Annotated in this window: 20 protein-coding genes; 8 read left to right on the forward strand and 12 right to left on the reverse strand. The window is 39.9% G+C overall.

Features of this window, described 5'->3' with window-relative positions:
- Positions 1 to 72 precede the first annotated feature (72 nt).
- The 3 genes from minC to minE are packed head-to-tail and all read left to right on the forward strand — an operon-like array spanning position 73 to position 1882.
- Positions 73 to 774 carry a septum site-determining protein MinC gene (minC, locus tag B6258_RS12065; RefSeq protein ID WP_023582091.1) on the forward strand — a complete coding sequence of 234 codons (702 nt, stop codon included), beginning with the start codon at positions 73 to 75 and terminating at the stop codon, positions 772 to 774.
- Between the two features lie 22 nt (positions 775 to 796).
- Positions 797 to 1609, forward strand: coding sequence for a septum site-determining protein MinD (gene minD, locus B6258_RS12070; RefSeq protein ID WP_099075461.1), 813 nt, complete (start codon positions 797 to 799; stop codon positions 1607 to 1609).
- A 3-nt stretch (positions 1610 to 1612) separates the two neighbouring features.
- Positions 1613 to 1882 carry a cell division topological specificity factor MinE gene (gene minE / locus B6258_RS12075; protein ID WP_023582089.1) on the forward strand — a complete coding sequence of 90 codons (270 nt, stop codon included), beginning with the start codon at positions 1613 to 1615 and terminating at the stop codon, positions 1880 to 1882.
- A 348-nt stretch (positions 1883 to 2230) separates the two neighbouring features.
- Here minE and rnd read toward each other — a convergent pair whose 3' ends face one another.
- From rnd to B6258_RS12100, 5 genes are all read right to left on the reverse strand, one after another.
- Positions 2231 to 3349, reverse strand: coding sequence for a ribonuclease D (gene rnd, locus B6258_RS12080; RefSeq protein ID WP_099075462.1), 1119 nt, complete (start codon positions 3347 to 3349; stop codon positions 2231 to 2233).
- 99 nt (positions 3350 to 3448) lie between these two features.
- Positions 3449 to 5137 carry a long-chain-fatty-acid--CoA ligase FadD gene (fadD, locus tag B6258_RS12085; RefSeq protein ID WP_099075463.1) on the reverse strand — a complete coding sequence of 563 codons (1689 nt, stop codon included), beginning with the start codon at positions 5135 to 5137 and terminating at the stop codon, positions 3449 to 3451.
- 301 nt (positions 5138 to 5438) lie between these two features.
- The gene (locus B6258_RS12090; RefSeq protein WP_099075464.1) at positions 5439 to 6035 is read right to left on the reverse strand and encodes a Slp family lipoprotein; all 597 of its coding nucleotides are present in this window, start codon (positions 6033 to 6035) and stop codon (positions 5439 to 5441) included.
- A 92-nt stretch (positions 6036 to 6127) separates the two neighbouring features.
- The gene (gene tsaB / locus B6258_RS12095) at positions 6128 to 6829 is read right to left on the reverse strand and encodes a tRNA (adenosine(37)-N6)-threonylcarbamoyltransferase complex dimerization subunit type 1 TsaB (protein WP_099075465.1); all 702 of its coding nucleotides are present in this window, start codon (positions 6827 to 6829) and stop codon (positions 6128 to 6130) included.
- Between the two features lie 92 nt (positions 6830 to 6921).
- Positions 6922 to 8865 carry a DNA repair helicase YoaA gene (locus B6258_RS12100; RefSeq protein WP_099075466.1) on the reverse strand — a complete coding sequence of 648 codons (1944 nt, stop codon included), beginning with the start codon at positions 8863 to 8865 and terminating at the stop codon, positions 6922 to 6924.
- A gap of 85 nt (positions 8866 to 8950) precedes the next feature.
- Between B6258_RS12100 and B6258_RS12105 the strand changes: the two genes are divergently transcribed.
- Positions 8951 to 9295 (forward strand): RidA family protein, encoded by a 345-nt coding sequence (locus B6258_RS12105; protein ID WP_099075467.1) that lies wholly within the window; start codon positions 8951 to 8953, stop codon positions 9293 to 9295.
- A 139-nt stretch (positions 9296 to 9434) separates the two neighbouring features.
- On the opposite strand, the gene mdtI is transcribed toward B6258_RS12105, so the two are convergent.
- From mdtI to zwf, 3 genes are all read right to left on the reverse strand, one after another.
- Entirely contained in the window at positions 9435 to 9767 is a 333-nt protein-coding gene (mdtI, locus tag B6258_RS12110) for a multidrug/spermidine efflux SMR transporter subunit MdtI (protein WP_023582084.1), read from the reverse strand.
- A 2-nt stretch (positions 9768 to 9769) separates the two neighbouring features.
- Positions 9770 to 10210, reverse strand: coding sequence for a multidrug/spermidine efflux SMR transporter subunit MdtJ (mdtJ, locus tag B6258_RS12115; RefSeq protein ID WP_072068468.1), 441 nt, complete (start codon positions 10208 to 10210; stop codon positions 9770 to 9772).
- 586 nt (positions 10211 to 10796) lie between these two features.
- Positions 10797 to 12272 carry a glucose-6-phosphate dehydrogenase gene (gene zwf / locus B6258_RS12120; RefSeq protein ID WP_088495462.1) on the reverse strand — a complete coding sequence of 492 codons (1476 nt, stop codon included), beginning with the start codon at positions 12270 to 12272 and terminating at the stop codon, positions 10797 to 10799.
- Positions 12273 to 12623: 351 nt separating this feature from the next.
- On the opposite strand from zwf, the gene B6258_RS12125 reads away from it, so the two are divergent.
- Together B6258_RS12125 and pyk are read left to right on the forward strand one after the other, a co-directional pair.
- Positions 12624 to 13466 carry a MurR/RpiR family transcriptional regulator gene (locus B6258_RS12125; RefSeq protein WP_099075468.1) on the forward strand — a complete coding sequence of 281 codons (843 nt, stop codon included), beginning with the start codon at positions 12624 to 12626 and terminating at the stop codon, positions 13464 to 13466.
- A gap of 231 nt (positions 13467 to 13697) precedes the next feature.
- Entirely contained in the window at positions 13698 to 15140 is a 1443-nt protein-coding gene (gene pyk, locus B6258_RS12130; protein ID WP_088495460.1) for a pyruvate kinase, read from the forward strand.
- 80 nt (positions 15141 to 15220) lie between these two features.
- Here pyk and lpxM read toward each other — a convergent pair whose 3' ends face one another.
- The 3 genes from lpxM to znuA all read right to left on the reverse strand — a co-directional run bounded on the left by lpxM (position 15221) and on the right by znuA (position 18583).
- Positions 15221 to 16195: a lauroyl-Kdo(2)-lipid IV(A) myristoyltransferase gene (lpxM, locus tag B6258_RS12135; protein WP_099075702.1), complete on the reverse strand. Its 975-nt coding sequence runs from the start codon at positions 16193 to 16195 to the stop codon at positions 15221 to 15223.
- Between the two features lie 105 nt (positions 16196 to 16300).
- Positions 16301 to 17626: a murein DD-endopeptidase MepM gene (gene mepM, locus B6258_RS12140; protein ID WP_099075469.1), complete on the reverse strand. Its 1326-nt coding sequence runs from the start codon at positions 17624 to 17626 to the stop codon at positions 16301 to 16303.
- Positions 17627 to 17638: 12 nt separating this feature from the next.
- Positions 17639 to 18583, reverse strand: coding sequence for a zinc ABC transporter substrate-binding protein ZnuA (gene znuA, locus B6258_RS12145; protein WP_099075470.1), 945 nt, complete (start codon positions 18581 to 18583; stop codon positions 17639 to 17641).
- Between the two features lie 74 nt (positions 18584 to 18657).
- Between znuA and znuC the strand changes: the two genes are divergently transcribed.
- Positions 18658 to 19383: a zinc ABC transporter ATP-binding protein ZnuC gene (gene znuC, locus B6258_RS12150; protein ID WP_099075471.1), complete on the forward strand. Its 726-nt coding sequence runs from the start codon at positions 18658 to 18660 to the stop codon at positions 19381 to 19383.
- On the forward strand, positions 19376 to 20161 hold the full coding sequence (gene znuB / locus B6258_RS12155) for a zinc ABC transporter permease subunit ZnuB (RefSeq protein WP_075671069.1): 786 nt from the start codon (positions 19376 to 19378) through the stop codon (positions 20159 to 20161). Before znuC ends, znuB begins: the two co-directional genes overlap by 8 nt.
- 100 nt (positions 20162 to 20261) lie before the next feature.
- Here znuB and ruvB read toward each other — a convergent pair whose 3' ends face one another.
- Complete coding sequence (gene ruvB, locus B6258_RS12160; RefSeq protein ID WP_099075472.1) at positions 20262 to 21269, reverse strand: Holliday junction branch migration DNA helicase RuvB; 1008 nt, start codon at positions 21267 to 21269, stop codon at positions 20262 to 20264.

Raw genomic sequence — 21269 nt, forward strand, 5'->3', positions numbered from 1 at the left:
TGCTTATATACTTTCGTAATATCGTCTCTGGTTTTTTGTGCCAGATTATAAAAAATTTACTGAGTCAGATAGATGTCAAACACGCCCATTGAGTTAAAAGGCAGTAATTTTACCCTTTCAGTACTCCATTTAAACGATGGAACACCGAAAGTTATTCGTCAGGCTATTTCAGAAAAAATTGCACAAGCGCCTCAATTTCTGAAAAATGCACCTGTGGTTATCAATGTCTCTGCTTTAGCAGATGAAAATATTGATTTTAAAAAACTGAGGCGAATTGTAGAAGATGCTGGCTTACGAGTCGTGGGAATTAGTGGTAGTTCAAACGCTCAACAGAAAGAAGCGATAATTGCCGCACAGTTACCTATCTTAAATGAAGGTAAAATAGTTAAGCCCAGCACTCAGGCAAATAACGATAAAACGAATGAAGCACCGGCAGTTGTTCGTCAAAAAACAAAAATCATCCATACACCTGTGCGTTCAGGTCAGCGCATTTATGCTCAAAATAGCGATTTAGTCGTTATTAGTAATGTGAGTGCAGGCGCTGAATTAATTGCAGATGGTAATGTTCATGTCTACGGTGTGTTGCGTGGACGTGTACTTGCAGGCGCATCGGGTGATAAAGAGAGCCATATTTTTTGTACACATCTGTCTGCTGAACTTGTTTCTATTGCTGGTCAATATTGGCTAAGCGACCAAATTCCTACAGACTTTGTTGGTAAGTCAGTACAACTGAGTCTGCAAGAGAATGAATTAACAATCGAGAACTTAATTTAGAGCATCGACAAGGAATCACTCCATGGCACGCATTATTGTTGTTACGTCAGGTAAAGGTGGGGTTGGTAAAACAACTTCCAGCGCGGCCATTTCTACCGGCCTCGCTCAAAAAGGTCATAAGACGGTTGTTATCGACTTTGATATTGGGTTACGTAATTTAGACCTTATCATGGGTTGTGAACGTAGAGTTGTTTATGATTTTGTTAATGTTATTCAGGGTGATGCATCTTTAAATCAAGCTTTGATTAAAGATAAGCGCACAGAAAATCTGTTTATTCTCCCTGCTTCACAAACAAGAGATAAAGACGCTCTCACCCGTGATGGTGTCGAACAAGTGTTAGATGAACTCGATGAGATGGGTTTTGATTTTATTATTTGTGATTCTCCTGCGGGCATTGAAAGTGGTGCATTAATGGCCCTTTACTTCGCAGATGAAGCCATTATCACAACAAACCCTGAAGTATCATCTGTACGTGACTCCGACCGTATTTTAGGCATTCTTGCCTCAAAATCACGTCGTGCTGAACGCGGTGAAGATCCAATTAAAGAACATCTGCTATTAACTCGTTATAATCCCGGTCGTGTTAGCCGTGGTGACATGTTAAGTATGGAAGATGTTCTTGAAATTCTATGCATTCCACTATTGGGTGTTATTCCAGAAGATCAATCTGTTTTACGTTCATCTAACCAAGGTGAACCTGTTATTTTAGATAGCGAATCTGATGCAGGTAAAGCCTATTCAGATACAGTAAATCGTTTGTTAGGTGAAGAACATCCATTCCGTTTTATTGAAGAAGAGAAAAAAGGCTTTCTGAAACGCCTTTTTGGGGGGTAAAAGATGGCTTTACTAGATTTTTTCCTGTCGCGTAAAAAGTCGACAGCTAATATTGCCAAGGAGCGCCTACAAATTATCGTAGCAGAACGCCGCCGTGGTGATAGCGAGCCAGCTTATTTACCTGATATGAAAAGGGATTTATTAGGTGTCATCTGTAAATATGTGCAGATAGATCCAGAGATGCTTTCTGTTCAATTTGAACAAAAAGGCGATGATATCTCTGTATTAGAGCTAAATGTGACTTTACCTGAGAGTGAAGAGCCTACAAAGTAAATCATATTTTACGCTTTATATAAGTCATTATTCACAGAGCCAGCCATGAACTATAATTAATTTGATTGGCTCTGTGTTTAATTATATACATATTGAGAACACCTGAATGCGCAAATAGCGCTATATCTCGTTGCTATTTTAATCATTGGTGATAAGTCAAAGGAGGCATGTTATTTCGCAATAACATCTCTATTTCCTAAACCTATTTATGCGCTCACCTTTTCTCGGTGTTTTTTCTTGTGCAAAAAATAAGAGCCTCAAAAGAGACTCCTATTTGTTATTGTTTATTAAACTAACAATCCATCTTATTTTGAATATTAGGGATTAGAAAATAAATACTTAATAAGACTATGGATATTGCGCCAAAATTTCTGTCACTTTCTCTTCTAATAATGCTTTACGCCAGCGCGAAATTAATTCAGGTTGCCCTTTTTTTATTTTCCAGTGAACGCTCAATAATTGGTTAATCTGTCTTCTTGACGCTAACAACTCAGGGTTGTAGCGCTTATCTTCACTAATTTCTTGAATAACCGCTTTAATCGCTTTAAATGCTTTTTTGTAGTTTGGTTGCTCAATTAAATTGCTAATAGGCTCTGGGCAATCTTCATCTTTAATTTCTTTAGCTTTAACAACAAAATCTAATAAACGACGGCCATGACAACGGATTTCTTGACCTGAAAGCGACAGTGCATCTAGCTCTGCTAATGATGAAGGGAGATAGCGAGCAACAGACCATAAATGTTCTTCTCTTACAACGAAGTTTAATGCCATATCACGAGATTTAGCTTGATTTAAACGCCATTGAGCAAGCATTTGCAAGCATGCTAGCTGTTGACCTTTTAATTGCCATGCATTGCTTATGTCACGATAGGCAAGCTCTGGTACAACCGTTTCTTGCCGACGCTCTGCAATCATTTTGCATTCATCTGCAATAGCATCCATATAGCCTGCTTCTTCCGCTTCTTTAATTAATTTTTCAGCTAAAGGTAGCAAATAGAAAACATCACCACTGGCATATTGGCACTGTTTTTCAGTTAAAGGACGTGCTAACCAATCTGTTCGAGATTCACTTTTATCTAGTACAACATTTTCATATTTCTCAACTAATGTCGCAAAGCCACAAGAGATAGGATGACCTAAGAATGCAGCAACCACTTGAGTGTCAATCATAGGTGTTGGAACACAACCAAACTGGTGAGAAAAGACTTCGAGATCTTCACTTCCAGCATGGAGAAACTTCATAATGCTTGGGTTTGTTAATAGCTCAACAAAAGGAGCCCAATCCTTAATTGCTAACGGATCAATAAGAGAGATCTGTTTACCGTCATACATCTGAATCAAACCAAGATGTGGATAATAGGTACGTATGCGGACAAACTCTGTATCTAAAGCAATTTGTGAAACCTCTGAAGCGGCTTTACAGGCGGTATCTAGTGCAGTGTCTGTCGTAATCAATTGATAATTCAAAACAGGTTTCTCTTGTTTTTATGTCTAATGACTTTTTTATGTAATCACAAAAACGCCGGTATAAACCGGCGAAATTGAAAAAGGTTATTGTGTGTTGTATCAAGATTCAGTTGAGGTTTTCAACTCTTTTTCTTCATTTCTTAACTCTCTGCGTAAAATTTTACCAACATTTGATTTTGGTAATTCATCGCGAAATTCAATAATTTTAGGTACTTTATAACCCGTTAGGTAACGACGACAGTGTGTTTTTATCTCATCTTTGGTTAATGATGGATCTTTTTTCACAATGAAAACTTTAACTGTTTCGCCCGAGTTTTTGCTCGGTACACCAATCGCAGCTGATTCTAAAACCTTAGGATGCGCCGTGACAACCTCTTCGACTTCATTAGGGTATACATTAAAGCCTGAAACTAAGATCATATCTTTTTTGCGATCAACAATACGAATAAAACCTTCGTCATCCATTGTGGCAATATCACCGGTTGCAACCCAACCATCGTGTAAGACTTCATCAGTGGCATCAGGACGATTCCAATAACCTTTCATGACTTGAGGCCCACGAACCCACATTTCACCGCCTACGGTGCGGTCAACTTCATTACCTTCATCATCGATAAACTTAACCTCTGTTGAAGGTACTGGTAATCCAATACTGCCACTGTATTTTTTCAGATTATACGGGTTACCCGTGACTAAAGGAGAGCATTCAGTCAAACCATAACCTTCTAACAAATGTTTACCTGTTAACTCCTCCCACTCTTTAGCAACACTACTTTGAACAGGCATACCACCGCCAACAGAGAGGTTTAGTTTGGAGAAATCAAGTTGACGGAATTCTGGGTTTTGTAACCAAGCATTAAATAAAGTATTTACGCCAGTAATTGCCGTGACAGGGTAACGTCCTAGTTCTTTAATTGTACCTTTTACATCACGAGGATTGGTGATAAGTAAATTTTTACCCCCAATCTCAATAAAGAGCAGACAGTTTACAGTTAAAGCGAAAACGTGATACAGCGGTAACGCGGTGACCACCAGCTCTTTACCTACATTGAGTGCAGGAACATAAGCCGCTTTTGCTTGCTCAAGATTTGCCAACATATTGCGATGCGTTAACATCGCACCTTTAGCAATGCCCGTTGTTCCCCCTGTATATTGCAGGAAGGCTAAATCACTTCCCGTAATTTCAGGTTTAATATATTGCATACGATAACCAAAATGCATTGCTCTACGAAATGAAATTGCATCAGGCAAGTTATATTTAGGGACTAATCGTTTGATATATTTAACAACAAAGTCAACTAATGTTGCTTTAGGACGAGATAGCTGATCACCCATTCGGGTTAAAATAACGTGTTTAATACTGGTATTAAATACGATTTTTTCGAGCGTATGCGCAAAGTTAGAGACTATGACAATGGCACTTGCACCGCTGTCATTTAATTGATGTTCAAGTTCTCTTGGTGTGTAAAGTGGGTTTACGTTTACGACAACCATACCTGCACGAAGAATACCGAAAAGCGCGATAGGATATTGCAGTAAATTAGGCATCATCAAGGCAACACGATCACCTTTTTTTAATCCTAAGCCGTTTTGCAGGTATGCTGCAAAAGCACGGCTACGCTCTTCAAGTTTGCGATAAGTCATGACCTCGCCCATATTGATAAAGGCGGGTTGATCTGCGTAATTTGCGACAGCGTTTTCAAGCATCTCAGCAAGGGATGCGAAACGGTCCGGGTCAATTTCAGCCGGAACATCTGCCGGATAACGTTTAAGCCAGACTTTTTCCAAAGTAGTACTCCTGATTAATCGCACTTCTTGGGTTAATATTATGTTTCATTTTTAACAAAGTATTAACTCATCCTACCAGCACAAACAATTTTCTGTTGTGAAGATGCGAAGTGTGTCACTAAATATTTTATTTTTAGATTAACAAAAAAGAAGGCGGTCAAAACCGCCCTCTCTTTTATTTTTATTCAACTTTAATAACTCTATTAGATAGTTACCTAATATATTATAGATATTGATTATACACCGTTTCACACAAATGAAGATGAAATATTATCTCGTCATGTGATTCAATATCCATTTATTATTCTAAAACAGGCACAACCTGACCAGTTCCATATGGATATCCACCGTAACCGCCATATCCATGGTGATAACCCCAATATGGGCCATCTCCATAATACCCCCATGTCATAACAGGTGCTGGCATAATGACTTGCTGTGTCAGTGTCCAGCGTTTCATACCCGTTACATCAATACGTAAAAAGGGATAGCTCGCCTCACCAACTTTGCCAGATTCAACACCTTTGATAGTACCAACAACGGTTACATACTGATTTTTATAATCAGTAGGATCTAAGAAATGCATAACATTAGCATAGAGACGCCCAACAGAAGGCTGTTGCAATTCGGGCGCGGCATCATATTGAGAAAGAGGCATAACAGCAATTTCTAGCTGTGTTGATGATTGGCGATTTTTAACATCAACCACACGCCCACCAAAACGCCCTTCTTGGCCAATATAAAGCTCAGGTGCAACAAAAACGCCATTTAAATCAGTAACAGGCGTTGCTGATGTACCTTTTATTGATTCAGGTATAGAGACGCATCCCGCTAGAAACAAAGCACCAGATAGAAATAGCGCTTTGCTTACCAAACGGTAGTTTAATTGTCTGTTCATAAACCACCTCATTGCAAGTCAATATTAACGTTACTCTATAATAATATTATAGCTTAGCTTCACGCTTAGGCTTCTAATAGATACTCATAAATCTATTCACGACCGGGCAGTTTTTTCCACGTCACTTCATTACGTAAATAAACTGGCTCAGCATCTTCAACTTTCGTCGCTTTGCCTTCATGCCAAGCGGTTACAGCAAGGGGTAACATATCTTGTGCAGCAGGAAGCGTAATCTCAGTTTCAACAACAGTGAAAGGAAGCGCCTCTTTTAAATCTGGATAAGCTTGCCAGCCTGTACCTGCCATTGCCCATGTTCCCGTCGTCGATTGTAATGCGTCAATAAATTGCTCAGGTTTCATCACCGCTTCAGTATTTTCTCCTACCCAAGCACCAGCACCATTGCGTTGATATTGAGCGCAATAAATTTCACCCATACGCGCATCGATTGCGACTAAAACGTGCTTGATACCCGTTGTTCTAAATACCCCTTCAGCCATAGTGGCAAGTGATGAAATACCAATCATAGGTAATTCAGCACCTAACGCGATACCTTGTGCAACACCCACACCAATACGAACACCTGTAAAACTGCCTGGGCCTCGTCCAAAAGCAAGTGCATCTAATGATTGCAATGTGATATTTGCTTCTTCTAAAGCGCTTTTCACCATAGGTAAAATCTTTTGTGTATGTTCACGAGGTGAGATTTCAAAACGTGAAGCAACAACGCCTTCATTCCAAACTGCAACTGAACACGATTCTGTTGCAGTATCAATTGCTAAAATTCGCAGTGACACGCCATAACTCCGGCAAATTCGATAATTAAAAGAGAAAGAATAATATCATAATAGTGTTCAACAGAATAAACACACATTCTGTGCGATCGCTATTATGAATCCGATATTTCTTGTATTTCATTCTGCTGTACACGTTGGCTCAAAAATTTCATTGTTTTTTCGAGTGAACGCGTTCGTGGTGAAGGTGGCAAACTACTTAAAAAAACTTCGCCATATGCACGAGAAACCAACCTATCATCACAAACTATAATTGCACCATAATCGTGTACATCACGAATTAATCGCCCGACACCTTGTTTTAAGCTAATAACTGCATCAGGAATTTGGACATCCCTAAAGGCATCGCCGCCCCGCAACTCACAATCTTCAATACGTGCTCTTAATAAAGGATCATCAGGTGCTGTAAAGGGTAATTTATCAATAATCACACAAGAGAGCGTATCGCCACGCACATCAACACCTTCCCAAAAACTTTGGGTCGCAACTAACAGCGCATTTCCTGATGAGACAAATTTTTGCAGTAATTGTGTTTTACTCATCTCACCTTGCATCAATACGGGTAATGGCAAACTGGCTTTAAATTCTTCGGCAAGTCCCCGCATCATGGCATGTGAAGTACAGAGGAAAAAACAGCGACCTTGGTTCTTTAAAATAACGGGGGTTAGCATTGCAGCTAATCGTTTCGCCGTATAAGGCTGGTTTAAAGGCGGTAAATAGCGTGGTACACACAACAACGTTTGATGCTGATAATCAAATGGACTATTTAAAATCAGTGTTGTCGCATTCTCTAAGCCCAATCTATCTGTGTAATAAGACATCTGCTCATTCACAGAAAGTGTTGCTGAGGTAAACACCCAACTGCTTTTATGTGATTTGATTAATTCGCGAAATTTATCCGCAACAGAGAGTGGCGTGATAGCTAATAAAAAATGGCGACCATAACTTTCAAACCAATAGCTATAACCCGGAATTGTGGTATCAATCAGGCGTTTTAAGCGATTGCGATAAACCGTGGCTCGTTCAAAAGCACTATCGAGTAATTGGCTTCGCCCTAACGAAAGTTTCATTACGTCATAACTTAGTTCTAAGGCATCATCCAACAACGTAAGAAAACGTTTTGTTTCACCACCTTGCAACAGCTCACGTAAGTTTCCTCGATAACCCGTCTCACCTAACGCTAAGCGAAAATCCATCACCATTTGCGTTAATCTATCAGCACTTTTTTGCAACTGAACTTGATCACGGACGTCTGTACGATAAGCCACTGTCATATCTCTGGCGAGATCAAAAAGCTGTCTACTGGTGAGTTGTTGACCAAAATAGTGGCTAGCGATATCTGGAATTTGATGAGCCTCATCAAAGATCATGATTTCCGCTTCCGGAATTAGCTCACCAAAACCGGTATCTTTAACAACGGTATCTGCCATAAATAAATGGTGATTAACCACCACAATATCCGCATCCATTGCTTTTTTACGTGCACTTAGAACATAGCACTCTTTATAGCGAGGGCAATCACTGCCTAAACAGTTATCGTTAGTGCTTGTGACTAAAGGCCAAACTCGGCTATCTTCCGCAACACTATGACAACGGCTAACATCACCATCTTCGGTCTGTGTTGACCATTGGCGTACATACATTACATCAGACAAAACTTCGGCTTCGAGATCACCACCACTGAGCATTTGCTGATCAAGTCGTTCTAAGCACAGATAGTTAGAACGCCCTTTTAATAATGCTGTATTACCATCATAATTAATCGCTTCAATGATCGTGGGTAAATCGCGACTATAGAGTTGATCTTGCAAGGCTTTAGAGCCTGTTGAGATAATCGTTTTTTTACCCGAACGCAATGCGGGCACAAGATAAGCATACGTTTTTCCTGTACCCGTACCCGCTTCAGCGATAAGTACACCTTGCTTATCAATAGCTTCCGTTATTGATTTCGCCATTTGTCGTTGAGCTTCACGGGGATGAAATCCTGGAATGGTTCGGGTTAAAATCCCGTTTTCTGCAAAATCGTCTGACACAGGCATACTCTTTTTATAAAATAAGACGTAAATTATGCCAGTGGATAACCAAAAGTACCACCTATGCCGTTAATACAAAGGAGAACTTATAATGACAATTAAACGTATCGACCCTGAAGATCGCTGGTCTGAAGCGGTTATTCATAACGACACAATTTATTACACTGCAGTGCCAGAAAATTTATCAGGCGATATTATTGAACAAACAGCAGACACATTAGCGGCAATTGACGTTTTGTTACAACGTGTAGGTTCTGATAAAACTAAAATTCTTGATGCGACAATCTTTTTAGCTGATAAAGCCGATTTTGAAGGAATGAATAAAGCATGGGACGCATGGGTTGCCAAAGGTAATGCTCCAGTACGTTGTACTGTACAAGCACAATTAATGCACCCTGAATATAAAGTTGAAATTAAAATCATTGCGGCAATGTAAATAAGTATTATTTATTAAGCTCTTATGTTTATATAAAAAAAAGCTGAATTCATAAGAACTCAGCTTTTTAATGTCTTATTTTGCCGTGATAATTAGATTTTTTGTTTTATCAATATCTCACTCATTAAGTTAATTAGATTTAGGCAAATTTGATCATTACCATACCAACCAGTAATAATATAATTCCACCCCATCCTTTATAATTGAGTCGTTGATTAAATAAGATCCAACCCGCGGCAATGGTTGCAATAATTCCGAATGCTCCCCAAAGTGCATAAGCAACAGAAAGCTCTATCCCTTTGACTGCCATTGCAAGTGCACTAAAAGCCCCTAACACACAAAACAGTGATAATATTCCTAATCCCATTCGGCTAAAGCCGTTAGACATTTTTAAGAATATATTCGCAACAATCTCGAGCACAACGGCAAGTATTAGAAATGCACCATGCCACCATTCAAATTGAGCTAACATAATTAAGCCTCCTTGATATTGGCAGGAATTGGCTTATTCGCTCCTTTTACGGCACTGGCAACGTGCTTGGCTTTACCAGCAATACTTTTTACCGAATCTGTTGTTTTCTTAGCAACAGCCGATTTTTTAGTACCTGATTTGATAAGTGTGATCCCTGCAATTAACATTGCTAGGCCACCTAATTTTAATGGTGAGAGTGATTCACCAAACCACAAAACGCTGAATGTCGTAATAATGACAATTCCAATACCTTCCCACAGTGCATATGCTACACCTAATGCCACTTTTTTAACGGCTATGGCTAAAAAGATATAGGAAGTGGCAATCATTAACCACATGACTATCATACCGGTGTAACCACCGCTTACACTGGCGTACTTCATAGATAAAGTACCGATAACTTCACAAACAATAGCTAATGCTAAAAATATCCAATAAATCATTTTTTCATCTCTCATACACATTCGAAATACGCCAAAACGTTTCTTGCGCAGAAGATAGAGAATATGTAGATAGTCTTTCTGGCGGCAATTGTAGCCGAACGTTAAGGCAACGTCGTTTCCTGATAACTCAGGAATTAAGATGAGAGGTTTCTATAATGCGCCACACCAATAGTGTTCGCTGGATAAAATAGCAGAAAGGAATAACTTATAGGTAGAACGTTTAACTTTGACGCTTTTGGCGCTAGTCATGATTATTTATTCTTTCATCGCACAGACCATCCGCACGATATACTCCGAACCCTCATATAAGATGGTTAAATGTTACATGATATTTCTATCACGCCAAATTATTTAAAGCAATGCTTTTGAGGAAAATTTTTTAGTTAATTGGTTGGTTTTGTTTAAGTTTTAACTTTTCGCCCGCTCATAACTTATCGGTTTTATGAATAGTTATTGAAACAATTTTCGTTTTAATATGGGTTTTATTCATCTATTAGCAAGTAATTATGCTTAAAAACATTTACTGAAGAGAAAAACACCCAGCATAGCTGGGTGTCATATTTTTAGAATGGCCAATCAAAATCAATTATTCAATTTCATTCCAAGAACGACCATCACGAGTGATCATGGCAACAGATGCAACAGGTCCCCATGTACCTGCTTGGTATGGCTTAGGTAGCTCATTATCGCATTCCCATGCATTGATAATTGAATCAACCCATTTCCATGCTTCTTCCACTTCGTCACGACGCACGAACAATGCTTGAATGCCACGCATGGCTTCTAACAGCAAACGCTCATAAGCATCCGCTAAATGCGTTTGGTTAAAGGTTTCAGAGAAACTCAAGTCTAGCTTAGTTGTTTGTAAACGGTGCTTATGATCGAGTCCCGGTGCTTTATTTAGCACTTCGATATCAATACCTTCATCTGGCTGTAAACGAATAGTCAGCTTATTTTGTGGTAACTCTTGATAAGTCTCACTGAAAATATTCAGTGCAGGCTTTTTAAAATACACCACAACTTCTGAACATTTACTTGGTAGACGTTTGCCTGTTCTTAAATAGAACGGAACACCTGCCCAACGCCAGTTATCGATATCAGCACGGATTGCCACAAAGGTTTCGGTATTGCTGGTTTTATTGGCACCTTCTTCATCAAGATAACCAGGGACTTTTTTACCCTGTACAAAGCCACCAGTATATTGTCCTCGAACCGTTTTTTCGCGAATATTGGTGTTATCAATACGGCGTAATGAACGTAAAACTTTCACTTTTTCTTGACGAATACTATCAGCGGTTAAATCAGCTGGCGGTGACATCGCAATCATAGTCAGGATTTGTAATAGGTGATTTTGTACCATATCACGCATTTGGCCTGCTTGATCAAAGTATCCCCAGCGCCCTTCAATACCCACTTCTTCTGCAACTGTAATTTGGACATGATCAATCGTTTTATTGTCCCAGTTATTAACAAACAGTGAGTTTGCAAAGCGCAGCGCTAATAGGTTTAAAACGGTTTCTTTACCTAAATAGTGGTCGATACGATAAATTTGAGTCTCTTTAAAGTATTTCGCGACACTATCATTAATAGAAACCGAAGACGCTAAATCTGTCCCTAATGGTTTTTCCATTACGACACGATTAGGCTCTTTATTTAATTTTGCATGACCTAATCCCTGACACATCGCACTGAAAGTGCTTGGTGGCATAGCAAAGTAATAAATAGCGGGTAATTTATCTTGTTTTAGATGCTTTGATAACTCAATGAAATGGTCGGTTTCATTAACATCAAGATTACAAAAATCTAAGCGATCACTTAAACGTTGCCAAATTTCAGGGTTAATTTCTTCTTTTAAAAAGGTTTTTAACGCTTCATGAGCGACATTTTTATATGCTTCAACATCCCAATCAGCACGACCGACACCAATAATGCGAGAGTCAGGGTGAATATATCCTGCTTTTTCCAATTGATATAATGATGGAATGAGCTTACGGCGTGCTAGATCCCCTTTCGTACCGAAGATAACCAGATCACAGGCCTGAGCAGTCGATATCGCTGCCATAGAACGTCTCCTCATGATGAGATTTTGTAATTTTGTTACAGAATTTTGTATTAATGTACTCTTTTGGATGTATTCAGTAAATACACTTGCACATTTTAGTCTTTAACTTACCACACATATTGTAATGCTTCATTTTATGCCTAGTGTTTTATCCTTTCTTGTAACTTTACAACAGTTTTGTTTCTTGTTTTCAGCTTTGAAAGTTAGACACACGTCATACTTTAACGAAAAAGGCCCCATTTACCGATGGTTTACACTGCAAGCCTTGTTCTTTGCGTAGTATATTTTCATAAAACCGTTATAGATTTCTCCTTTTATTGAAATTGGCAAAGCCAAGGATCTGTATATTTAATGAATATATTGGAAAGAGTTCAGTCTAATCTGGACATCTTGAGTAAATCAGAAAAAAAAGTCGCGGAGGCTGTTTTAACTGCGCCACAAACCGTTATCCATTCAAGTATTGCCTTAATGGCTAAAACGGCTGATGTCAGTGAACCGACTGTCAATCGATTTTGCCGACGTATGGCAACAAAAGGATTTCCTGATTTCAAATTACAATTAGCACAAAGCATTGCCAACGGCACGCCTTATGTAAATCGTAATATTGATGATTCCGATACTGTTTCTTCTTATACCAATAAAATTTTTGAATCCGCAATGGCGGGACTTGAAAACGTTAAAAATAATATTGATATCGCAGCGATCAATCGTGCCGTTGATATTTTGACACAAGCTAAAAAAATCTCTTTTTTTGGTTTAGGTGCATCAGCAGCCGTTGCTCACGATGCCATGAATAAGTTTTCTCGTTTTAATATCCCTGTTACTTATTTTGATGATGTTGTCATGCAACGTATGAGTTGCATAAATAGCACTGATGGTGATGTCGTCGTTATTATTTCACATACAGGACGTACAAAAAATTTAGTTGAAATTGCCAAAATCGCTCGCGAAAACGATGCGGCTGTTATTGCCATTACGACTCCGGGCTCTCTTTTAGCCTCTGAAGCAACCCTTCCCATCTTGCTTGATGTGCCTGAAGATACTGATATCTACATGCCAATGATCTCCCGCCTTGCACAACTCACTATTATTGATGTTCTCGCAACAGGATTTATTTTGCGTCGAGGACCAAAATTCAGAGATAACTTGAAGCGCGTCAAAGAAGCTTTACGTGATTCACGGTTTGATAAGTAACCGTTTTTAATTATTCTGTCAGTACAGTCACACTTCCAATTGTGCCTCTGACTAGATAAGTTTTTGAAAAATGGTAGCATATCTGCGAGCTAACTCTCGCATATAATGAAAACAGTAGTGTATGTTGCAATTAGCTTGAAGCGTTTCACTTAACATATTGGGTAAAACACAGTCTGATTTCTGTTTTATCCAATTGCCAACACCTTTCGTTCAAGGTCAACGGAGTAATAAATGTCCAGACGGCTCAGAAGAACAAAAATTGTTACCACCTTAGGCCCAGCAACAGATCGTGATAATAACTTAGAAAAAATTATTATTGCTGGCGCAAATGTTGTTCGATTAAATTTCTCTCATGGTTCTGCGGAAGATCATCTTGCTCGCGCTAATCGTACGCGTGAAATTGCTGCAAGATTAGGTCGCCATGTTGCTATTCTCGGCGATTTACAAGGCCCTAAAATCCGTGTATCTACCTTTAAAGACGGAAAAGTTTTCCTGAATGTCGGTGATAAATTCTTACTTGATGCGGCGCTCGAAAAAGGCGAAGGTAATCAAAATCAAGTGGGTATTGATTATAAAGGCTTACCCGCCGATGTGGTTCCGGGCGATATTTTACTTCTTGATGATGGTCGAGTTCAGTTAAAAGTCCTCAAAGTAGATGGTTTAAAAGTCTTTACTGAAGTGACTGTCGGTGGTCCTTTATCCAACAATAAAGGCATTAATAAGCTCGGTGGCGGCCTCTCTGCTGATGCATTAACAGAAAAAGATAAGCAAGATATTATCACTGCTGCAAAAATCGGTGTTGATTATCTTGCCGTTTCGTTCCCAAGAACAGGCGAAGATCTTAACCTTGCTCGCCGTTTAGCCCGTGATGCAGGCTGTGAATGCCAAATCGTTTCAAAAGTAGAACGCGCTGAAGCGGTTGCTAATGATGAAATTATTGATGAAATCATTCTCGCTTCAGATGTGGTGATGGTGGCTCGTGGCGATTTAGGTGTTGAAATTGGTGATCCTGAGCTAGTTGGCGTACAGAAAAAATTAATTCGTCGTGCTCGCCAGCTTAATCGTGTCGTTATCACTGCCACTCAAATGATGGAGTCAATGATAACAAATCCAATGCCAACTCGCGCCGAAGTCATGGACGTTGCTAACGCCGTGTTGGATGGAACTGATGCCGTTATGCTCTCAGCAGAAACCGCCGCAGGACAATATCCAGCAGAAACAGTTGCTTCAATGGCGCAGGTCTGCTTAGGTGCTGAAAAAATGCCAGCCGCCAATGTTTCTAAGCACCGTTTAGATATGGTGTTTGATACGGTGGAAGAAGCCATTGCGATGTCTACAATGTATGCAGCTAACCATATGAAAGGCGTTAATGCGATTATTGCGATGACTGAATCAGGTCGTACTGCACGCATGATGTCTCGTATCAGTACAGGTCTGCCCATTTTCTCAATGTCTCGTCATGAGAAAACATTAAATCAGACCGCTCTTTACCGTGGTGTAACACCAGTGTATTGCAGCACTCACACTGATGGTATTGCCGCTGCTAATGAAGCCATTGGTCGTTTACGAGATAAAGGTTTCTTAGTTTCTGGTGATTTAGTGTTAGTGACTCAAGGTGACCAAATGGGTACCGTCGGTAGCACCAATACATGTCGTATTTTGACTGTTGAATAATACTGATCGCTAAGTATTAATAACAAAACGGGCACTTAATAAAGTGCCCGTTTTTTATTTGGTTATTTTTCGTGTAAAAACTAGTCCAAGATATTCTCACGAGCATAAGGCTCTATTTCGCCCTCTTTGCGTGTCTTCAGTAATTTTAAGATCCACGTATATTGTTCTGGCGTTGGCGTTACTAGTGCTTCTAATTCTTCATTCATTCTGCGCGCAATGTACGCATCATCTTTATCTTCAATATCATCCATTGGTTCACGAACAATAATACTAAGCTGATGCGTTTTATGACAATACACTGGGAACAACGGTACGATAGCCGCTCGGCATACTTTCATTAACCGTCCAATCGCGGGTAATGTCGCTTTATAGGTACCGAAAAAATCCACAAATTGACTATGCTCTGCACCATGATCTTGATCTGGCAAATAATAGCCCCAGTAACCTTGTCGCACAGAAGAAATAAACGGCTTAATACCCGCTTCTCGTGAATGTAATCGACCATCAAAATGGTGACGTGCTTTATTCCATAAATAATCCGCAACGGGATCTTTTTGGTGATGAAACATTGCTGCCATTTTCTGACCTGTTGATGCTAACAACATTGCTGGGATATCAACCGCCCAGCCATGAGGCACCATAAAAATGACATTACGACCTTGCTCTTTAAAACGCTCAATAATTTCTACCCCCTGCCAAGATGTGCGTTTTAATATACGCTCAGGACCTCTTAAACAAAGCTCGGCTAACATCACAAAGGATTGAGGCGCAGTTTCAAACATACTGTCGAGTACATTTTCACGTTGCGTTTTATTCCATGTTGGAAAACAGTATCTCAAGTTGATATCTGCACGACGTCTTGCGCTTTTCGCTTTACGTCCAACAAAACGACCAATAGAAGCAAGAAATGGATCACGCCATTTTACTGGCATATAAGCTAATGCACTTAATACACCGGCACCTAACCATGTTCCCCAATGACGAGGATGCAAATATGCACGGTGAAAAGTGGGTACATAACCCGCTTTGCTATCTGTATCTTTTTCTTTATTCATCAGATAACTCTCTGAACTAATACCCCAAATAGGCGTAAAAAACATTAAAACAAAAACGGATGATATCAATCATCCGCTTTTATGTCTTTAAAATCGTGTTTATTGTCAATCGGCTAGCACTAACTGAGGTTTAATCTCTTTTACTTTAGCAAGATATTCTTGTTTATCTTTACCTGTTAAACCGTCAGCGCGAGGCAACGTTGCCGTTAATGGATTAACTGCTTGTTGGTTGATCCACATTTCATAGTGTAAATGAGGTCCCGTAGAACGCCCTGTATTTCCTGATAACGCAATTCTATCGCCACGCTTAACACGCTGTCCTGGTTTTACAAGTAACTGACGTAAGTGCATATAACGTGTTGTGTATTGGCTACCATGGCGAATAGCAATAAAGTTACCTGCAGCACCACTGTATTTTGCCACAATAACTTCACCATCCCCTGTTGCTAATACAGGTGTCCCTACTGGCATAGCAAAATCGACACCTTTATGAGCGGCTAAACGACCTGTAACAGGGTTAATACGACGAGGATTAAATTGAGAGGAAACTCTAAACTGCTTCACTGTTGGGAATCGCATAAATCCACGTTCTAATCCACCAGCTTGACTATCATAAAAACGACCATCTTCAGCAAGGAAAGCATAGTAGTCTTTGCCTGCGCTGCGTAAACGTACGCCAATAAGTTCACTTTGCTCTGTACGACCATCAAGCACTTCGCGAGAAAAGAGTGCTGCAAATTGATCGCCACTTTGTAGTTTTTTAAAGTCTACCTGCCATTGCAATGCTTTAGTCACTGCACGTGCTTCTGAATTAGTTAAACCTGCATTCGTTGCACTGCCAGAGAAACTACCACGAATAACACCAGTGGTAACACTGTTTTTCCACTCACCTTTTTGAAACTCTTTTGTCTCTTTAAAGCCCGTTTCTGTACGGGTATAAACACGCGTTTCACGGCGAGAAACGCCCCAACTTAACGTTTTTAGCAACCCATTATCATCAAGCTCCCAGCTAATAGGCTGCCCGACTTTAAGGTTTCTAAGATCTTTATTTTGATTAGAGATAGTTGCAATATCAGCAGAATCAATACCAAACTGAGTCAGTATTGAACTTAGCGAATCACCACCAGAGACAATATAAGTATGAGGGACTTGTGCAACTGCAGTGCTTGTATCGGCGCCATCATCTGCATCGACTAAGCCTTCGTCAGTAAGTTGATCACTACTGTCAGTGATAATGTCATCTGTATTTTCACTTTGTACTGCTGAAGGCATTTGAATGCTGACAGGAACTTCTCGGCTTTGCTCATTTTGAAGAACCACTGGTCGCCAAATTGCGACGGCCAGTGTTGCAGCAGTTAACGAACCGAGCATGATCTTATGTGGGAGTGGTAAACTTAAATATACCTGTGCAATGGATTTCTTCTGCTGCACGTTCTTAATTCCTTATTGTGTTTCATTCAGGCAGCTCGCATATTGGTTAGCTAGTTGGGTAAGGAATTTTATATAGCTCTCTTGAGTCAGAGCAATCCCACTTCCTAGGGGGTCTAATACACCCATTTTAACCCCAGTGCCTTTCGCCACTGTTTCTATTACTGTCGGCCTAAATTGTGGCTCAGCAAAAATGCAAGTTGCTTTTTGCTCAACCAACTGTGTTCGTATTTGATGTAATTTCTGCGCACCTGGCTGTATTTCAGGGTTGATCGTAAAATGACCTAACGGCTTTAAATTATAATGTTTTTCGAAGTAGCCATAAGCATCATGAAAGACAAAATAACCCTTATTTCTCACAGGCGACAGAATATTAACAAGATTCTTATCAGTTTGCTTGAGTTGTTCGCTGAATTTACCTAGGTTTACGTCCAGAAGTTCTTTTTTATCTGGATAGAGTGCAATTAACCTTTCGTGGATCTGTTTTGCAGACGACAACGCAATCTCTGGTGATAACCAGATGTGCATATTATAATCACCGTGAGAATGATGTTCGTGATTTTCCTCATGTTTATGCACATTGTCATCATCATCTTTCAATAAAAGTGACTTTATTTCGTCAGTTTCCGCTAAAGCCAACTTATGATTGTCAGTAAGTCTGTTTAATGGCTTATCTAAAAACACTTCCATATCAGGCCCCACCCATACCATCAGGTCTGCGGAGGTGATTTTTTTCAAATCAGAGGGTTTTAATGCATAATCGTGTGGAGATGCGCCATCTGGCAATAAAACCTCAGTGGGAGTCACACCATCAGCGATAGCCGCAGCAATAAATCCTAATGGTCTAATGGAAACGACGACATCAGCCTGCACAGAAGCACTGAATGAGGTTATCATCGCTGTCGCTAAAAATGATTTCAATAAAAAACGGTGCGCAAATTTGTTGTTTTTATGTAACATAGGAAGAATTCTCGTGAATCATCATTGGAAGTGTTATATTATAACGTTTCAATGATTCTGCAAGTGCTAATTTTATGTCTGACTTGATTTGTTTAAAATCGGTTTGTGTTTCTTTTGGTGAAAGAGAAATTTTAAAAGATATCTCTTTTGATCTAAAGGCAGGCCGTATTCTTACTTTACTTGGCCCTAATGGTGCAGGTAAATCTACGGTTATCCGTTTAGTTCTTGGTTTATTAAATCCAACCTCAGGAAAAGTTGTGCGTCAAAACGCGCTACGAGTGGGCTATGTGCCACAAAAACTTTATCTCGATCCCACTATGCCACTCACCGTTAAACGGTTTATGATACTAAAACCAGGTGTTCATGATAAAGATATCCTCCCTGCTTTAGAACGCGTTAATGCGGCTAAATTAATCAATCAACCTATGCAGAAACTTTCGGGTGGCGAGTCTCAACGAGTGTTATTAGCAAGAGCGTTACTTAATCAGCCCCAGCTTTTAGTTTTAGATGAACCCACTCAAGGTGTTGATGTTAATGGTCAATTAGCACTTTATGATTTAATTAATCAGCTTCGTCACGAATTAGGTTGCGCCATCTTGATGGTTTCTCATGATCTTCATCTTGTGATGGCAAAAACAGACGAAGTCCTCTGTTTAAATGGCCATATTTGCTGTTCAGGCACACCTGACGTTGTTTCTTCTCACCCTGAATTTATTGCCATGTTTGGAAGTCGTGGTGCTGAGCAACTTGGTATTTATCGTCATCACCACCAGCATAGTAAGGAGTGTCGTCATGATTGAGTTGCTGTTACCGGGTTGGATTGCCGGTATGCTCTTAGCAATGGCGGCGGGTCCTTTGGGCTCTTTTGTCGTTTGGCGTCGTATGTCTTATTTTGGTGATACCTTAGCGCACGCTTCACTACTTGGTGTTGCTTTTGGTTTACTGTTTAATATCGAGCCTTTTTATGCTGTTATTGCAGTCACCCTTCTTCTCGCTATTTTATTGGTTTGGCTAGAATTAAAACCTCAACTTTCTGTCGATACACTTTTAGGGATCATGGCACACAGTGCACTTTCTTTAGGGCTTGTGGTTGTGAGTTTAATGTCGAATGTGCGTGTTGATTTAATGGCTTATCTGTTTGGTGATTTGCTGTCTGTAAACTATCAAGACGTTATCAGTATTTTTATTGGTGTTGTGATTGTTTTATTTGTGATTATTCGCTCATGGCGCCCACTGCTTTCCATGACAATTAATCAAGATATGGCATTTGTTGATGGTGTGAATATTCAGCGAGAGCGTTTAAAGTTAATGATGATCACGGCATTAACCATTGGTTTAGCCATGAAGTTTGTCGGTGCGCTGATCATTACTTCTTTACTGATCATCCCAGCCGCAACGGCACGTCGTTTTGCTCGCTCTCCAGAGCAAATGGCTCTGATTGCAATCGCTGTTGGTATGTTGGCAATTACAGGCGGTTTAACCTTCTCTGCTTTCTATGATACTCCTGCTGGCCCTTCTGTGGTGTTAGCTGCGAGTTGCCTATTTATCTTGAGTTTATTTGCACCGACTAAACAGTAATCGAAATATAAAATAAGATTTCATGCAAAAAATAACCCTCACTATAAATTTCTAGTGAGGGTTATTTTTAATGATTAATTATCGATTTATTGTGAGGAAATTAATCTTCCATAATCCGATTAAAATGACGATAGGCGTGATTAGTCGCCACTCGACCTCTTGGTGTCCGCTGAATAAAACCTTGCTGGATTAAATAAGGCTCTAGTACGTCTTCTATCGTTTCACGCTCTTCACCAATCGCTGCCGCAAGGTTATCTAATCCTACTGGGCCACCCATAAATTTATCAATGATGGCAAAAAGAAGTTTACGATCTAAATAATCAAAACCTGCCGCATCCACATTCAACATATCAAGCGCTTTAGAAGCAATCTCTTCATCAATGGCACCATTGCCTTTTACTTGGGCAAAGTCTCTCACACGGCGCAATAATCGGTTAGTAATACGTGGCGTGCCTCGTGAACGCATAGCAATTTGACGAGCGCCTTCATCTGTCATCTCTAATCCCATAAAACTGGCACTACGAGACACAATGTGTTGCAGATCGTCAACATTATAAAATTCAAGACGTTGAACAATACCAAAACGGTCACGCAATGGAGAGGTTAAAGAGCCGGCTCTTGTGGTTGCACCCACTAAGGTAAATGGAGGTAGGTCAATTTTAATTGAACGAGCCGCAGGCCCTTCACCAATCATGATATCAAGTTGGTAATCTTCCATTGCAGGGTAAAGAATTTCTTCAACAACGGGTGAAAGACGATGGATTTCATCAATAAATAATACGTCATGAGGCTCTAGGTTAGTGAGCATCGCGGCGAGATCACCCGCTTTTTCAAGTACAGGGCCTGATGTCGTACGTAAATTAACCCCCATCTCATTAGCAATGATATTTGCTAATGTGGTTTTACCTAATCCGGGAGGGCCAAAAATAAGCAAATGGTCAAGCGCATCATGACGCAATTTAGCCGCCTGAATAAATATCTCCATTTGTTCACGAACCTGTGGTTGCCCAACATATTCGGCAAGAGATTTAGGGCGAATCGCCCTATCAATAATTTCTTCTTCAGGTTGTTGAATTTCTGCTGAAATCAGGCGATCTGCTTCAATCAC

This window comes from Proteus alimentorum, from assembly GCF_002607735.1.
In the GTDB taxonomy this organism is placed as follows: Bacteria; Pseudomonadota; Gammaproteobacteria; order Enterobacterales; family Enterobacteriaceae; genus Proteus; species Proteus alimentorum.

What these genes read in the sequence shown, in the direction of transcription:
- minD (WP_099075461.1), top strand. Translation starts at nt 797, where the DNA reads ATGGCACGCATTATTGTTGTTACGTCAGGTAAAGGTGGGGTTGGTAAA.
- B6258_RS12090 (WP_099075464.1), bottom strand. Translation starts at nt 6,035, where the DNA reads ATGAACAGACAATTAAACTACCGTTTGGTAAGCAAAGCGCTATTTCTA.
- mdtI (WP_023582084.1), bottom strand. Translation starts at nt 9,767, where the DNA reads ATGTTAGCTCAATTTGAATGGTGGCATGGTGCATTTCTAATACTTGCC.
- B6258_RS12100 (WP_099075466.1), bottom strand. Translation starts at nt 8,865, where the DNA reads ATGCCTGTGTCAGACGATTTTGCAGAAAACGGGATTTTAACCCGAACC.
- lpxM (WP_099075702.1), bottom strand. Translation starts at nt 16,195, where the DNA reads ATGAATAAAGAAAAAGATACAGATAGCAAAGCGGGTTATGTACCCACT.
- B6258_RS12105 (WP_099075467.1), top strand. Translation starts at nt 8,951, where the DNA reads ATGACAATTAAACGTATCGACCCTGAAGATCGCTGGTCTGAAGCGGTT.
- B6258_RS12125 (WP_099075468.1), top strand. Translation starts at nt 12,624, where the DNA reads ATGAATATATTGGAAAGAGTTCAGTCTAATCTGGACATCTTGAGTAAA.
- pyk (WP_088495460.1), top strand. Translation starts at nt 13,698, where the DNA reads ATGTCCAGACGGCTCAGAAGAACAAAAATTGTTACCACCTTAGGCCCA.
- minC (WP_023582091.1), top strand. Translation starts at nt 73, where the DNA reads ATGTCAAACACGCCCATTGAGTTAAAAGGCAGTAATTTTACCCTTTCA.
- znuB (WP_075671069.1), top strand. Translation starts at nt 19,376, where the DNA reads ATGATTGAGTTGCTGTTACCGGGTTGGATTGCCGGTATGCTCTTAGCA.
- znuA (WP_099075470.1), bottom strand. Translation starts at nt 18,583, where the DNA reads ATGTTACATAAAAACAACAAATTTGCGCACCGTTTTTTATTGAAATCA.
- zwf (WP_088495462.1), bottom strand. Translation starts at nt 12,272, where the DNA reads ATGGCAGCGATATCGACTGCTCAGGCCTGTGATCTGGTTATCTTCGGT.
- znuC (WP_099075471.1), top strand. Translation starts at nt 18,658, where the DNA reads ATGTCTGACTTGATTTGTTTAAAATCGGTTTGTGTTTCTTTTGGTGAA.
- minE (WP_023582089.1), top strand. Translation starts at nt 1,613, where the DNA reads ATGGCTTTACTAGATTTTTTCCTGTCGCGTAAAAAGTCGACAGCTAAT.
- mdtJ (WP_072068468.1), bottom strand. Translation starts at nt 10,210, where the DNA reads ATGATTTATTGGATATTTTTAGCATTAGCTATTGTTTGTGAAGTTATC.